Here is a 13,560-nt window from a genome sequence, read left to right on the forward strand (position 1 = left end):
GACACATGCGTACTGATCTCTTCGATTTCGATCTGCCCGCCGAACGCATCGCGTTGCGCCCGGCGAGCCCGCGCGACTCCGCGAAGATGCTGGTCGTGGAAGGTGGCGCGCTGCGCGACCAGCTCATTTCCGAGCTGCCGCAATGGCTGAAGGGCGGTGACCAGCTCGTCGTCAACGACACCAAGGTGATCGCGGCGCAGCTCAAGGGCCGCCGCATCGGCCGCGAGACCGAGCCCAAGATCGAGGCGACGCTGATCAAGCGCCTCGATGGCTCGCGCTGGCAGGCGTTGGTGAAGCCCGCGAAGAAGCTCATTGCCGGTGACCGCATCCGCTTCGGCAATGAGGGCAAGGTCTGCCTGCTCGGCCATCTCGACGCCGAGGTCGAGGCCAAGGGCGCGGAAGGCGAAGTGACACTGTCATTCTCGTTTCACGGCCCGGCGCTGGATCAGGCGATCGAAGATCTCGGCAGCCCTCCGCTGCCGCCCTATATCGCCTCGAAGCGCACGCCCGACGATCAGGACCTCGCGGACTACCAGACCATGTTTGCTGCGAACGAAGGCGCGGTCGCGGCTCCCACCGCGGGCCTGCATTTCACCCCGGCGCTGGAGCAGGCGCTGCGCGACCGCGGCGTCGGCATCAACCGCATCACGCTGCATGTCGGGGCAGGGACCTTCCTGCCGGTGAAGGTGGACGACACCGAAGGCCACAAGATGCATGCCGAATGGGGCACGATCTCGGCCGAGACGGCGGAGCGGCTCAACACCGCACGGCAGAATGGTGGGCGCATCATCGCCGTCGGCACGACGTCACTGCGGCTGCTCGAAAGCGCGGCCAGCGAGGACGGCACCATCCAGCCGTTCGCGGCCGAGACGTCGATCTTCATCACCCCCGGTTATCGCTTCCGTGCCGTCGATATCCTGCTGACCAATTTCCATTTGCCGAAGTCGACGCTGTTCATGCTGGTGTCGGCGTTCTCCGGGCTCGAAGCGATGCAGCAGGCCTACGCGCACGCGATCGCGAAAGGGTACCGGTTTTATTCGTACGGGGATGCGTGCTTGTTGTTTCGCGCCGAGCCGTAGGGTGGGCAAAGGCGCGTAGCGCCGTGCCCACCGTCTATCCGCGTATTTCAGGTCGATTGGTGGGCACGCTTCGCTTTGCCCACCCTACGGCACCTTCCGTTACGCCATCACGCGCTGCGGCAACAGCTCCGCGATCTGCACCGCATTCAGCGCGGCGCCCTTGAGCAGCTGGTCCGCCGCCACGAACATCGAGATCGAATGCCCTGAGGGATCGCTGAGATCCTTGCGGATGCGGCCGACCAGGACGTCGTCCTGGCCCGAGGCGTCGATCGGCATCGGGAAGTAGTTCTTTACGCGGTCGTCGACGAGCTTCACGCCGGGCGCCTGCGCCATGATGGCACGGACCTGGTCCTCGTTGATCGGCTTCTCGCATTCGAAGGTGATGGCCTCGCAATGGGCGCGCAGTACCGGTACGCGGACGCAGGTCACGCCGATCGCGATCTTCTCGTCCTCGAAGATCTTGCGGGTTTCCTTGATGACCTTGGTCTCTTCGTCGTTGTAGCCGGTTTCAGGATCGACGGCGGTGTTGTGGTTGAAGAGATTGAAGGCGTAGGGGTGCGGCATCACCTTGGGCGTATAGACCTGCCCGTTGAGATTGGCTCGGGTGGACTCGACGAGCTCGTCCATCGCGGCGGCGCCGGCGCCGGAGGCCGCCTGGTAGGTCGAGATGATGACGCGCTTGATGCGGTTCGTCTGGTGGATCGGCCAGAGCGGCACCAGCGCGGTGATGGCGGCGCAGTTCGGGTTGGCAATGATGCCCTTGTGGTCGCGGATGCGGTTGGCGTTGATCTCGGGGATCACCAGCGGCACGTTGGGGTCCATGCGGAAGGCGGAGGAGTTGTCGACCACGACGGCGCCGGCTTTGACCGCGATTGGCGCGAACTTCTTGGAGATGCTGCCGCCGGCCGAGAACAGCGCGATGTCGACGCCCTCGAAAGCGCGCTCGGTCAATTCCTCGATGACGACGTCCTGCCCGCGGAACGACACCGTCTTGCCGGCCGAGCGGGCGCTTGCGAGCGCCTTGAGCTTGCCGACGCGAAAGCCGCGCTTGTCCATGGTGGCGATGAATTCGGCGCCCACCGCACCGGTGACGCCGACAATCGCGACGACGGGATCGTTACTCACATTCTCCTCCATTGCATTGAGCTGAAGACAACAAAAAAGCCCCGGACCAGAGGTCGGAGCTTCGGTAGAGTGGATTGCGTTTAAGTCGACGACCTACGCGCGCACGCCTCCCCGGGCCCCGAAGGCCGTGGTGGTTTTAGTCGTGCGTTTGGTGGTCGTGAACATGGCGGCGACTTATGCGGGAGAGTTTCGCGTCCGTCAATGGCTTTTCGGCGGGATTGTGGCCGCCGCTATTTCGCCCGGGCCCCCGGCGGCTCCAGGATGACCTCCTTGAGATTGTCGCCGCTGATGACGACGATCGCGAAATTCAGCCGGCCGCGTTCGCGCACCAGTCCGCCGCTGATTGCCTTGCCCGAGGCCGCACGTTCGGCGACGTGCACGGCATCCGCAAGGCGGTGCTTGATGGCACCGAGCGCTGCGAGGTTGCTGCGGTCGTCGAGATCGAGCTCGGCGAGGGGGAGGGCGGCTTCACCGCCGACGAGTTCGCCGGTGGCGGCGTTGATGGTGTGGCGCCAGATACGGTCGTTGTGCAGGGTCTTCACCCGGTAGACCGGCACGCCGGAGGCTCCGTCGAAACTCACATCCGCTGTCGTGGCGCCGGCATGACGGGCTTCCGCAATCGCCATGGCCTGGCTGATCGAGATCGACGAGCTGCGGAATCGTTCGATTTCGCGGCTGACCGCTTGGCGGTCTGCTTCGGCATCACCATCTGTGTCGCCGTGAAGCGCGGTTGGCGTGCCCGTGGTGACGATCGCCTGCGCCGGCGCGGCAAGGAGCAGCGCGGGCAAGGCGATCGCAAGTAATCGCGCGGTCAATCGTTTGGCTATCGTCATGCTCGAAACCCTCGGCCAGCGAGTGTGCCGGATGATCGTAAAGAATTCGCGGCCGGCCTTGGGCATCGGCCGGCCGCGGAGCGTCGCAGCGGGCTGGACCCGGCACGGCGATCTTGGGCGGTACGAGCCCCTTTGGGGCTGGTGAAAAAGCGGTCCGTATCGCTTATAACTAAACCATACCGTATCGTTTTGTTTTGGTCAATGACGCGGGCGTAACCTCGAAGGGGGAAACGTCGCGACCTCACGGAATTGTCAGCGGGACGGGCGCCGCCGCTGTGTGCCCTTTGCGGCGCTCTGGATGCGGTCTGCGGGTCCCAGCGCACCGGCCAGGAACAGCTTGATCGCCGCGCGCATGCGCTTCTCGGCGGCCTTCAATTCCAGCGCCGTGCCGAACGTCGCCAGGCGGTGGGTGTGGCCGACGACGACATCGAGGAACACCTCTGCCGCGATCGTGGTGTCGTCGACGTCGAGTGCGCCCTGCGCCACCAGACGGTCGAAGAAGCGGGCCGTGGTGGCGACGGCCTTCAGCCAGCCTTCCTCCTTGCCGAGCTTGGCGATGTCGGGGAAGTTGATGGCCTGCGACGTCATCATGCGGCTGAATGCGACGGCATCGGGCCCGCAGGTGAAGGTCAACATCTCGCGCCCGATCTCGACCAGCCTCTGCTCGACCGAAATGTCCGAGGCGCTGGAGAGCTGCGTCTCGGCGGCTGCCGATAGCGGCGCAAGCCAGCGCGCGATTTCGCGCCTCAGCACGGCGGCAAACAGGCCGCGCTTGTCCCCGTAACGGGAATAGACGGTGGGTTTGCTGACCCGGGCCGCTTCCGCGACCGCGTCGAGCGAGGTCGCGTCGAAGCCGCGATCCAGGAACAGGCGGGTGGCGACCTCGATCAGCCGCTGATCGCGCTCGATCGCAGCGGTTTTCGTCGGACGGCCGCCGCGTGATTTCGGCACCTCGCGTCGTGGCGTTGCCGGTTTTGTCTTGGTCGCAGTCAATCCCATGCCCAATGATTCCTGCGCGCTTCTAATCGTCGTCATTTGCTCTATATCGCGCAGGAGCGGGGGCGTCATCGCGAATCTGGCCGAATTGGCCATATCGTCAACGGTTTCGGCGCGGTCTCGTTCCGTCACGAGAGATCACGGCAGCTTCGAAGTCCAGGCCTGGCCGGAGGCAGCCTTCTCATATCCGTACTGATACAGCGCCCGCATATAGGCGGTGTCGAACCCTTCCGAAGGCGGCGCGGGATAATCGCGTGCGATGTAGGAGAGGTGGAAGCCGAGACGGTTGCGCTTGGCGAAATCATAGGTTGAGAAGATGATCGAGCGCGTCTGCGACTGGGTGATCGATGACAGGCTACGCGAGGCGACGTCGATGGTGCTGTTGGACACGAGCTCGAAATTGGGTTCGATCTTCTTGTTGACGAGGATGTAGATGTTCATCCGCGCGTTGCCGGGCAGGCGGTCCTGGGAGAGCAGGGCTTCCGGCAGCGTCAGCACCGGCGCCGTCACGCCGCCGTCGACATGCATCTCCTGAAATCTGCGGCCCTCGCCTTCAGCGTCGATCATGATGGGCGGAAACACCAGGGGAATGCTGGCGGAGGCCGCCATCACGTCGCGAAACAGTTTGAGCGCCTCGGGTGTTCCGACCGCTGCGATCTTGCCCATGTCCCAGATGGCGGTCCGCTGGGTGTCGAGATCGGTGGTCACCACCAGCAGCTTTCGGCCCTTGGCGTTTTCACGCGCGACCTGCGCCATGATCTCCGGCCCGACATAGCGTGCGACGAGCTCGCGCAGCCGCGTATTGCCGAACAGGCCGGACCCGAACAGCACACGCATGATGCTGGGATCGTTCAGGAGGCTCTCCGCGATGCCGCTGGTGTAGACCTCCCTCAGCGTGTCGTCATATTGCGAGCCGAGGAAGGCAAAGGGTGCGATCAGGCCGCCGGTGCTCACGCCCGAGACGACCGAGAAGGTGGGACGGGTTCTGGCAGCGGTCCAACCGCTCAGCACGCCGACGCCATAGGCGCCGTCCGCGCCGCCGCCGGAGAGCGCCAGATAGGACTTCGTCGCGGTGCTGGTGTCCTTCTCGAAGCTGAATTTCGTGACGGGCTCGTCGGCGTAGCGGCGCAAGCCGTCGATATCGAGCACCCGCGACGTGCTGGCCTCAGCGGCCGTATAGGGCGTGCGGGGCAGGGAGGTGCAGGCGCCGAGTACCAGGCTGCACGCCAGAACCAGGAATCCGGTCAGGCGGGCGCCTGTCTGCCTGATCCAGCCGCGCGAGGGGCCGGACATTTCGGTCGAACATGAAGCGGAGGGCATTGTCGGTGGCTGGCGATCACGCAACTACTGCCGCCGGCAAATTCACCGCGGCATCTCGTCCAGCCCCGCGCAAAAACTACACTCTATCGTTTTGTTTGGCAAGCGCGCCGGGCGATCAAGTCGGCGTCAAATATGTCCCGGTCTGAGCCATAAGCCGGCTGTGGCGTGGTCCGGGCGGGTTGATCAGCCTCTTCCGACACGCAATAAGCACGACCATGAATCTTCCCGATACCGGTCTACCCAATCATTTCGAGCTGCTCGCCACCGATGGCGCCGCGCGCACCGGGCGCCTGACCACGCCGCATGGCGTGGTGCGGACGCCGGCCTTCATGCCGGTCGGAACCGCCGGCGCCATGAAGGGCATGCACTGGCGCGAGGTGCGCGAGGCCGGCGCCGACATCGTGCTCGGCAACACCTATCATCTGATGCTGCGTCCCGGCGCCGAGCGGATCTCGGCGCTCGGCGGCCTGCAGCGGTTCACCGGCTGGAACGGGCCGATGCTGACGGATTCCGGCGGATTCCAGGTGATGTCGCTGTCGGACCTGCGCAAGGTCACCGAGAACGCCGTCACATTCCGTTCGCATATCGACGGCGCCAAGGTCGAGCTGTCACCGGAGCGCTCGATCGAGGTGCAGCGCTTCCTAGGCTCCGACATTGCCATGCAGATGGACGAATGCGTGCGGCTGCCGGCCGAGCGGGACGACATCGAGCGGGCGATGCGGCTGTCGCTGCGCTGGGCCGAGCGAAGCAAGCGCGCATTCGAGAGTGCGCCCGACGGTTACATGCTGTTCGGCATCGTGCAGGGCGGCGACGTGCCGCAGCTTCGTCACGCCAGCGCCGAAGGCCTCGTCGCAATCGGCTTCCACGGCTATGCGATCGGCGGACTTGCCGTCGGCGAGCCCCAGGCGGTGATGCTGGCGATGATCAACGAGACCGCACCGATGCTGCCGAGAGAGCGGCCGCGCTACCTGATGGGCGTCGGCACGCCCGATGACATCCTCGAAGCGGTCAAGCGCGGCATCGACATGTTCGATTGCGTGATGCCGACGCGCAATGGCCGTCATGGCGTTGCCTTCACGCGCTTCGGCCAGGTCAATTTGCGCAACGCGCGCCACGCCGACGATCCGCGTCCGCTCGACGAAGAGAGTTCCTGGCCGTCGGCGCGCAACTACGCGCGCGCCTACCTGCATCATCTCGTCAAGGCGGGCGAGACGCTGGGCGCCATGCTGCTCTCCGAGATCAATATCGCCTACTACCAGTTCCTGATGCAGGGCATCAGGGACGCGATCGCACACGGGACGTTCGACGAGTTCTACCAGCGTACGCGCCAGGACTGGGCGAGGGGCGACATCACCCCGCGCTAGTCAGTTGCAGACGATCCGCTGCTTGACGGCGTGCTTGGTCACGAAGCCGTAGCCGCAATTGTCGCAGGTCCAGAGATAGCTGATCATATGGTCAGAGATGTAGGCGGATGCTTCGGCGGCGACCATCGAGTCGGCGCAGACGGCGCAGGTCGGCAACTCGCTGCAACGCGGGGCGCGGTGATGTGCGACGGTCGACAACACTTCAGCGACTGCTGACATCGTGGTGACCTCTCTGCTTTGAGACCTAAGTCTAACATAGACCGAATCAGTTGACGAGGCCGCAACACAAATGCGTTGGTTTTCTGCTAATTACAGCTCACGCGATTTTGCGATGCAGCGTATTTAACATGTGCCGCATTGTCGCTTGCGTGTCGTCCCAAGCTGTCCGTTACTGCGCAAGAGACGCTGCAGAAACAGAAATTGTCGTCACAGGGAGTTCATCATGGACGCATCGTCCAACACGGGTGCAGCGCACCAGCCCGGCCGCGGCCGGATCTACTCTTCGATCGTCGACGCCTTTGGCGACACCCCGATCGTGCGCTTGCAGCGGCTGCCGGGCATGCACGGCGTCAACGCGACGATTTTGGCAAAACTTGAATATTTCAATCCCGCCGCGAGCGTGAAGGATCGCATCGGCGCGGCCATGATCATCGCGATGGAGAAGGCCGGCGTCGTCAAGCCTGACACCGTGCTGATCGAGCCGACCTCGGGCAACACCGGCATCGCGCTCGCCTTCGTCGCGGCCTCGCGCGGTTACCGGCTCAAGCTGGTGATGCCGGAATCGATGTCGATCGAGCGGCGCAAGATGCTGGCCTTTCTCGGCGCCGAGCTGGTGCTGACGCCGGCGGCACAGGGTATGAAGGGCGCGATCGCGACCGCCGAGGAGCTCCTGAAGACGACGCCGAACTCGGTCATGCCGCAGCAGTTCAAGAACCTCGCCAATCCCGAGGTGCACCGTCGCACCACCGCCGAGGAGATCTGGAACGACACCGGCGGCAACGTCGATATCTTCGTCGCCGGCGTCGGCACCGGCGGCACCATCACCGGCGTCGGCCAGGTGCTCAAGCCGCGCAAACCCTCCTTGCGGGTGGTGGCGGTCGAGCCGGAGGAAAGCCCGGTGCTATCAGGCGGCCAGCACACGCCGCACAAGATCCAGGGCATCGGCGCCGGCTTCGTGCCCGACATCCTCGACCGCTCGGTGATTGACGAGATCGTGAAGATCAACTCGACGACCGCGATCGAGACCACCCGGGCTCTGGCGCGGCATGAGGGCATTCCCGGCGGCATCTCCTCGGGCGCGGCGATCGCAGCTGCGCTCCAGATCGGCACGCGGCCGGAAGCTGCGGGAAAAACTATTCTGGCTATAGTGCCGTCCTTCTCCGAGCGGTATCTTTCGACGGCTCTGTTTGAGGGAATCTAGGACATGACGGATCAACCGAGACGGCCGCGCACGCTTGGAGATGCGCGGTCGGAGGCCGAGGCGGCGTTCAAGAAGGTGACCGCCAAGGTCGCCGTGGCGCCACCGAAGCCGAATGTGGCGCCGGGAATCAAGGAGCAGGTCACGCTGCGCATCGACCAGGACGTGCTGGAGTTCTTCCAGCAGGGCGGTCCCGGCTGGCAGGACCGCATCAACGAGGCGCTGCGCAAGGCGGCGGGGAAGTAGCGCCTCCTGCCAGGGGCGCCGAAGGGCGGCGCGCCGGCGAACTCAGAGGACCTGCGACAGAAACCGCTGCGTTCGCTCGTCCTTGGCCGCCGTAAACAAGGCTTCCGGCGGCCCGTGCTCGACGATCACACCGCGGTCGGTGAAGTAGACGTGATCGGCGACCTCACGCGCGAAGTTCATTTCATGGGTGACGAGGAGGCATGTCATGCCGTCCTCGGCCAACTCCCGGATGGTGACCAGGACCTCCTTGACCGTTTCCGGATCGAGGGCGGCCGTAACTTCGTCGAACAGCATGATGTCCGGTCGCATCGCCAGCGAGCGGGCGATGGCCACGCGCTGCTGCTGTCCGCCGGAGAGTTCACCCGGATAGGTATCCTCCTTCCCCGCGAGCCGCACCTTGACGAGCAGCGCCCGGGCGCGCGCTTCGACCTCGGCACGTTTCTGGCCGAGAACATGGATCGGCGCCATCATCACGTTCTGAAGCGCCGTCTTGTGCGGGAAAAGATTGTACTGCTGGAAGACCATCCCGACCTTGCGGCGCAGCGCCAGCTTGTCGAGCCTGGGATCGGACACCTCGATGCCTTCGATCTGAATGCTGCCGGACGTGATCGGCTGCAGCGCATTGATGCAGCGGATCAGCGTGGATTTTCCTGATCCGGACGGGCCGATGATACAGATCACCTCGCTCTTTTTGACCGAAAGGCTGACGCCTTTCAGAACCTCGAGAGCTCCGAACGACTTTCTGACGTCGACGCATTGGACGATGGGCTGATCCGGAGTCCAGCTCGTGGCCATGCTCTGCTTCCTCAGCGTATGCGGAACCGACGCTCGAGACGAGCGGTCCAGAGGTTGATCGGATAACAGTAGAGAAAGAAACACAGCAGCGCGAAACCGTAGAGCGGCGCGAACAGCTCCGGCCTGCCGCCTTCGGCAGCATGCACCTGCGCCGTCAGGGTGAGCATTTCCGAAACGCCGACGATCGATGCCAGCACCGTCGACATCGCGACCAGCGCATAGACGTTCATCCATGGCGGCAGCATCCGCTTGATGCACTGTGGCAGCATGATCAGCCACATCGTCTGGCGCCGCGTGAACGAGAGCGATTCCGCCGCCTCCCATTGCGTCGACGGAATGGAGCGGACGGCACCGCGCACGACCTCGGCGACATTCGCCATAACGGGCAATGCGAAGCCCACCGTCGCCTTGATCCAGTCCGGCAAAGGGATGGTCGTCTTGAAGAGGGTGACCTGGAAGGGCACCAGAAACATGACGAAGAACAGCAGCACCAGCCAGGGTGCGTTGCGGAAGAATTGAGTCAGGAGCCAGCTGACGGCGGCGAGCGGTCGAAACTCCGACAACAACCCCAGACCCAGGCCAAGCCCGGCGATGGTCCCCAGCAGCGTGGCCAACAGGGAGATCAGGATGTTGAAGGCGAACCCGCGCAGCAGCAGCGGCGACCACTTCACGATGACTTGCAGTGGGGACAGCACCGCCGGTCCGGTCTGCGCCCACGCGGTGGACGCGGCCATGATGGCGCAGAAACAAAGGATCGCGGCCGCCAGCGGACCGATCCGAACGGATATCCGGGCCGGCGCGGGACGGTACGGCAGAAGGACGGCAAGCCTGTGCTCGGGCTGGGCGCATTTCATCGGGCATATCCCGGGATGCGCATCGCCCGCTCCCAGCGATGCATCAGCCAGACGAGGACGCCGACAAGGATGCCGTAGGTCGCCAGCAATACGACCATCATTTCGAAGACGTTCTGCGATTCCGACCAGATCTGCTTGACCGCATACAGCGTCTCGGGAACAGCGATCGCGTAGGCGAGGGTGGTCGTCTTCAGCAGGTTGACGAGGTTGTTGTTCAATGCGGGAAGCCAGACGCGAATGGCCAGCGGAAGGACGATATGGATGTAAGCCTTGAGGCGCGTGTATCCGAGCGCCTCCGCGGCTTCCAGCGTCGTCCTCGGCACCGCTTCGATACCGGAGCGGAAGATTTCGACGTTGAAGGCGGCCGCGAACAGTGACAGCGAGATGATGGCCCATTGGACGTTGCGCAGCAGCGGAACGCGCATGCCCGCCGCCTCGACCGCCGGGAGCATGGTGCCGAGGCCGAAATAGAAAAAGAAGATCTGGACCAGCGGCGGCGTGTTGCGGAACACCACCACGAAAGCATTGACGGGCAACCGCAGCAGCATGGACGGACTGCCCTGCAGCAAGGCGCCGACCGCGCCGACGATGAGGCTCATCAGGATGGTCGTGACGCTCAGAAGCAACGTCATTTTGAGCCCGCCGAAATAGCGGTCCCAATCGTAGGCATCATAGAATACGGAGAAATTCAGCCCCGTCGTTTCGTAGAGCCGTTGAAACCAGTCGCCGATTGCGTGCATTTTGCGCGACACCAAACTGTTGAGGCGATGCCTCGTATCAGTGCATTGGCTCGACCTGTTCGGAGCGCAAGACGGATCTGGCGCTCCGCTCTGCGCGTCTATTTGTCCTTGTATTGCTCGTGCATGAGCAGCGAATACTCGGTCGGCGTAATGCCCCACTTCTTTTCCGCTGCCACGATGAAGCCGGTCTTCATCCAGTCCTTTGTCGTGTCTTCGAGCAGCTTCTGAAGGCTGGCATTATCGAGCGCGACAGCGATCATCCATGGCGATGGCAAAATACCTTTCAGGGGCAAGTCGTAGTCCGCCTTCCACTCGTCCTCGAGCAGCTTGCCCTGCAGGAAGGTCTGATCGTAGACATAGCCGATGCAGTTGCCCTGCTTCATGGCGAACAGAGGCTTCTCCGAGCCGTCAAACGCAACGATTTCGGGGCCGTAGGATTTGGCAACGTCCTTGTTGTACCAGGCCCCCGACGTTGCACAGACGGGTTTTCCCTTGAGCTCGGCCCAGTCCTTGATGCCGGACTTCTTGTTGAGAAGGATGTTCACATAGTCCGAGTAGTATAGCGGTTCGATGGCTTGAACCACGCGACGGCGTTCCGGCCTGTCCGACATGGTCGCGATCAGCAGGTCGACCTTTCCCTGCTGAAGAAATTCGATCCTGTTGGAGGCTGCGACCGGAACGAGTTCGAGTTTGACGCCGAGGCGCTTGGCAATGTCTGCGGCGAGATCCGGCTCGATGCCGACCACGTTTCCCGTGGGATCGCGGAAGCCGAAGGGCTTGTAGTCAGCCTTGACGCCGACGTTCAACGTGCCGCGCTGCTTGATGGCATCGACGCCATCGGCGGCTTGGGCGCTGCCAAGCATCAGCAGCGCCGCGATGCCTGTCATCATGGAACGGACAATATCTCTCATCGGATGACGCCTCCAGGATTGTGATCACGACGCGCGCTGCGCGCGCTTGTTCAAGATACAAGGCTCGTGCCAAACGTCACGAAAAACGGGAGATGGAGAATGGGCTGAGGTCGATCGCGCTTCGACCGTCGGTCACCATCCCGGCTACGACGTTGCCGATACCTGCCGAATGCTTGAAGCCGTGGCCCGAGCACGCCGAGACGACACAGATCCTGTCATGGTCGGGATGGCGGTCGATGATGAAGCCCCGATCGGGTGTCACCGTGTAGATGCAGGCGGCCGCCTGCGCGACGCGCGGCGTGGCGCCGGCGAGCCGCCCCGCGACGTGCTTCCGGTACATTTCAGCCGATTCCGCGGGATCGACGGTGCGGTCGATGGTGTCGGCCGTCGTGCTGGTCTCGTACTGCTCGGTCGCGACCTTGAGGCGACGATCGCCAGGCAGGGGCGGGAAGCCGTAGAGGTAGTCGACATCCGTCGCGCCATGCATCCAGATGAACACAGGGGCGTCGGCGCGGTACGCGCTGGTATCGTCGAGCTCGTACCAATGCAGCACCTGCCGCTTCACCGTGAGCACGCGGTCAAACGGCGCGCCGAGCAGGTGGGCATTCCAGCCGCCGGCCGACACCACCACCTGGTCCGCCTCGAATGTGCCTGAGGACGTTTCCACCCGAACGGCGGAGCCTCGCTGCGCGATTGAGAGAACCTCAACTCCCGTGCGGATCGTTGCGCCGAGCTGCTCCGCGCGCGTCAGCTGCGCCTTGATGCAGCGCTCCGGAAAAACGTATCCTCCGCCGGGCTCGTAATAGGCCTTCTCGTTACCCTGGAGATTCAGGAACTGCGGGAAGCGATGAGCGACCTCCCGGCCGTCGATCACTTCATGAGCGATGCCGAAGTCACGCGCCGCTCCAATCGAGCGCGCGACGAAATCCGGCTTGCCGTGGTGCGCAGACGTCTCGGCTTCGAGCTCACGCCAGATCCGGTGGGTATCCAGCACCAGGGGCACGTAATCGCGGCCTTCGCCGACCGCCTGCCGGGTGATGCGGGTTTCGCCGTGGCTGGATCCCATCGTGTGGGGCGGGGCAAAGCGATCGAGGCCGACCGCCTTTACCCCTCGCTTGGCCAGTTGATAGAGGGCCGCGCTGCCCATGGCACCGAGGCCGATCACCAGAATATCCGCTTGCTCGCTCATGGATCGGGACTGCTTAATTGTTAGGACAGCACGAATTCTGCTTTCAGATGCGGCTCTCCGACAAGGATAATTCATGGAATGAAGAGAATTTGCATCCCTATATGACTTCTGCTTAAGTCATCGAGATGCAGCCACCTGTTCCAGACCTGCGAAGCCTGCAGATTGTCGCTGCCGTTGCGGACTCCGGCAGCATGCTGGAGGCGTCGCGCCAATTCGGGATGACGCAATCCGCGGTATCTCAGGCAGTCAGGCGTGCCGAAGCCGCCGTCGGCGTCGCCTTCTTCAACCGGAGCCGCAGGCCGCTGACGCCGACCCGGGCAGGGCGCATCCTCGCAGACCGCGTTCTCGATCTGAATCGCGACTTCGACGTGCTTCTCAGCACGCTCCGGGCTGCGGCGGAGCAGTCCGCACGTGTCGATCTCAGGCTCGGCCTCGTCGATTCCTACGCGGGCACGGTCGGCGCCCACCTCGTCAAGGAGCTCATGACGGGGTCGATCGCGCTCAGCCTGTCGGCATGGTCGGGGCTTGCTCATTCTCATGCGGAGGCCCTGGTTCGTCGCATGATCGACGCGGCGATCACATGCCCCGCGGGTCACTTCAAATTCCTCCGGGTGTGGTCAGTCAAATTCCTCCACCCGCGAGGCAGGACAAGGGACTGTTAGTTTGAGTTTGTTTCCCGGGCAAGAGCTTC

The 13,560-nt window shown here is 63.7% G+C and carries 15 protein-coding genes; 5 read left to right on the plus strand and 10 right to left on the minus strand.

Annotated elements, in window-relative coordinates; genetic code table 11:
* Nucleotides 1-5 precede the first annotated feature (5 nt).
* Nucleotides 6-1,079 carry a tRNA preQ1(34) S-adenosylmethionine ribosyltransferase-isomerase QueA gene (gene queA, locus QJT78_RS32240; RefSeq protein ID WP_038944089.1) on the plus strand — a complete coding sequence of 358 codons (1,074 nt, stop codon included), beginning with the start codon at nt 6-8 and terminating at the stop codon, nt 1,077-1,079.
* A gap of 99 nt (nt 1,080-1,178) precedes the next feature.
* Here queA and QJT78_RS32245 read toward each other — a convergent pair whose 3' ends face one another.
* The 4 genes from QJT78_RS32245 to QJT78_RS32260 form a co-directional block, all read right to left on the minus strand.
* A complete protein-coding gene (locus QJT78_RS32245) occupies nt 1,179-2,216 on the minus strand; it encodes an aspartate-semialdehyde dehydrogenase (RefSeq protein ID WP_038944088.1) in 1,038 nt (345 codons plus the stop codon).
* Nucleotides 2,217-2,434: 218 nt separating this feature from the next.
* Nucleotides 2,435-3,037, minus strand: a complete 603-nt coding sequence (locus tag QJT78_RS32250; protein WP_028152102.1) for a PepSY domain-containing protein — start codon at nt 3,035-3,037, stop codon at nt 2,435-2,437.
* 252 nt (nt 3,038-3,289) lie between these two features.
* Nucleotides 3,290-4,036, minus strand: coding sequence for a TetR/AcrR family transcriptional regulator (locus QJT78_RS32255; RefSeq protein WP_028152103.1), 747 nt, complete (start codon nt 4,034-4,036; stop codon nt 3,290-3,292).
* Nucleotides 4,037-4,171: 135 nt separating this feature from the next.
* Nucleotides 4,172-5,326: a patatin-like phospholipase family protein gene (locus tag QJT78_RS32260; RefSeq protein ID WP_049807784.1), complete on the minus strand. Its 1,155-nt coding sequence runs from the start codon at nt 5,324-5,326 to the stop codon at nt 4,172-4,174.
* Between the two features lie 242 nt (nt 5,327-5,568).
* Between QJT78_RS32260 and tgt the strand changes: the two genes are divergently transcribed.
* Complete coding sequence (gene tgt / locus QJT78_RS32265) at nt 5,569-6,717, plus strand: tRNA guanosine(34) transglycosylase Tgt (RefSeq protein ID WP_038944084.1); 1,149 nt, start codon at nt 5,569-5,571, stop codon at nt 6,715-6,717.
* Here tgt and QJT78_RS32270 read toward each other — a convergent pair whose 3' ends face one another.
* The gene (locus QJT78_RS32270; RefSeq protein ID WP_028152106.1) at nt 6,718-6,936 is read right to left on the minus strand and encodes a hypothetical protein; all 219 of its coding nucleotides are present in this window, start codon (nt 6,934-6,936) and stop codon (nt 6,718-6,720) included.
* A 223-nt stretch (nt 6,937-7,159) separates the two neighbouring features.
* On the opposite strand from QJT78_RS32270, the gene cysK reads away from it, so the two are divergent.
* On the plus strand, nt 7,160-8,137 hold the full coding sequence (gene cysK / locus QJT78_RS32275; RefSeq protein WP_028152107.1) for a cysteine synthase A: 978 nt from the start codon (nt 7,160-7,162) through the stop codon (nt 8,135-8,137).
* Nucleotides 8,138-8,140: 3 nt separating this feature from the next.
* Nucleotides 8,141-8,380 carry a BrnA antitoxin family protein gene (locus tag QJT78_RS32280; protein WP_028152108.1) on the plus strand — a complete coding sequence of 80 codons (240 nt, stop codon included), beginning with the start codon at nt 8,141-8,143 and terminating at the stop codon, nt 8,378-8,380.
* 42 nt (nt 8,381-8,422) lie between these two features.
* Here QJT78_RS32280 and QJT78_RS32285 read toward each other — a convergent pair whose 3' ends face one another.
* The 5 genes from QJT78_RS32285 to solA form a co-directional block, all read right to left on the minus strand.
* Nucleotides 8,423-9,175 (minus strand): amino acid ABC transporter ATP-binding protein, encoded by a 753-nt coding sequence (locus QJT78_RS32285; protein WP_028152109.1) that lies wholly within the window; start codon nt 9,173-9,175, stop codon nt 8,423-8,425.
* An 11-nt stretch (nt 9,176-9,186) separates the two neighbouring features.
* On the minus strand, nt 9,187-10,029 hold the full coding sequence (locus QJT78_RS32290) for an ABC transporter permease subunit (RefSeq protein ID WP_038944083.1): 843 nt from the start codon (nt 10,027-10,029) through the stop codon (nt 9,187-9,189).
* Nucleotides 10,026-10,769, minus strand: a complete 744-nt coding sequence (locus tag QJT78_RS32295) for an amino acid ABC transporter permease (protein WP_028152111.1) — start codon at nt 10,767-10,769, stop codon at nt 10,026-10,028. Before QJT78_RS32295 ends, QJT78_RS32290 begins: the two co-directional genes overlap by 4 nt.
* Nucleotides 10,770-10,867: 98 nt before the next feature.
* Nucleotides 10,868-11,680, minus strand: a complete 813-nt coding sequence (locus QJT78_RS32300) for a transporter substrate-binding domain-containing protein (RefSeq protein WP_028152112.1) — start codon at nt 11,678-11,680, stop codon at nt 10,868-10,870.
* A 76-nt stretch (nt 11,681-11,756) separates the two neighbouring features.
* Nucleotides 11,757-12,869 (minus strand): N-methyl-L-tryptophan oxidase, encoded by a 1,113-nt coding sequence (gene solA / locus QJT78_RS32305; protein ID WP_038944082.1) that lies wholly within the window; start codon nt 12,867-12,869, stop codon nt 11,757-11,759.
* A 125-nt stretch (nt 12,870-12,994) separates the two neighbouring features.
* Between solA and QJT78_RS32310 the strand changes: the two genes are divergently transcribed.
* Nucleotides 12,995-13,531, plus strand: a complete 537-nt coding sequence (locus tag QJT78_RS32310; protein WP_281460407.1) for a LysR family transcriptional regulator — start codon at nt 12,995-12,997, stop codon at nt 13,529-13,531.
* Nucleotides 13,532-13,560 lie beyond the last annotated feature (29 nt).

Source organism: Bradyrhizobium sp. Mp27 (assembly GCF_029953005.1).
Lineage (GTDB): Bacteria > Pseudomonadota > Alphaproteobacteria > Rhizobiales > Xanthobacteraceae > Bradyrhizobium > Bradyrhizobium barranii.

Excerpts from the sequence above, each read along its gene's own strand:
- queA (WP_038944089.1), top strand. The coding sequence starts at position 6 with ATGCGTACTGATCTCTTCGATTTCGATCTGCCCGCCGAACGCATCGCG.
- QJT78_RS32245 (WP_038944088.1), bottom strand. The coding sequence starts at position 2,216 with ATGGAGGAGAATGTGAGTAACGATCCCGTCGTCGCGATTGTCGGCGTC.
- QJT78_RS32250 (WP_028152102.1), bottom strand. The coding sequence starts at position 3,037 with ATGACGATAGCCAAACGATTGACCGCGCGATTACTTGCGATCGCCTTG.
- QJT78_RS32255 (WP_028152103.1), bottom strand. The coding sequence starts at position 4,036 with ATGGGATTGACTGCGACCAAGACAAAACCGGCAACGCCACGACGCGAG.
- QJT78_RS32260 (WP_049807784.1), bottom strand. The coding sequence starts at position 5,326 with ATGTCCGGCCCCTCGCGCGGCTGGATCAGGCAGACAGGCGCCCGCCTG.
- tgt (WP_038944084.1), top strand. The coding sequence starts at position 5,569 with ATGAATCTTCCCGATACCGGTCTACCCAATCATTTCGAGCTGCTCGCC.
- QJT78_RS32270 (WP_028152106.1), bottom strand. The coding sequence starts at position 6,936 with ATGTCAGCAGTCGCTGAAGTGTTGTCGACCGTCGCACATCACCGCGCC.
- cysK (WP_028152107.1), top strand. The coding sequence starts at position 7,160 with ATGGACGCATCGTCCAACACGGGTGCAGCGCACCAGCCCGGCCGCGGC.
- QJT78_RS32280 (WP_028152108.1), top strand. The coding sequence starts at position 8,141 with ATGACGGATCAACCGAGACGGCCGCGCACGCTTGGAGATGCGCGGTCG.
- QJT78_RS32285 (WP_028152109.1), bottom strand. The coding sequence starts at position 9,175 with ATGGCCACGAGCTGGACTCCGGATCAGCCCATCGTCCAATGCGTCGAC.
- QJT78_RS32290 (WP_038944083.1), bottom strand. The coding sequence starts at position 10,029 with ATGAAATGCGCCCAGCCCGAGCACAGGCTTGCCGTCCTTCTGCCGTAC.
- QJT78_RS32295 (WP_028152111.1), bottom strand. The coding sequence starts at position 10,769 with ATGCACGCAATCGGCGACTGGTTTCAACGGCTCTACGAAACGACGGGG.
- QJT78_RS32300 (WP_028152112.1), bottom strand. The coding sequence starts at position 11,680 with ATGAGAGATATTGTCCGTTCCATGATGACAGGCATCGCGGCGCTGCTG.
- solA (WP_038944082.1), bottom strand. The coding sequence starts at position 12,869 with ATGAGCGAGCAAGCGGATATTCTGGTGATCGGCCTCGGTGCCATGGGC.
- QJT78_RS32310 (WP_281460407.1), top strand. The coding sequence starts at position 12,995 with ATGCAGCCACCTGTTCCAGACCTGCGAAGCCTGCAGATTGTCGCTGCC.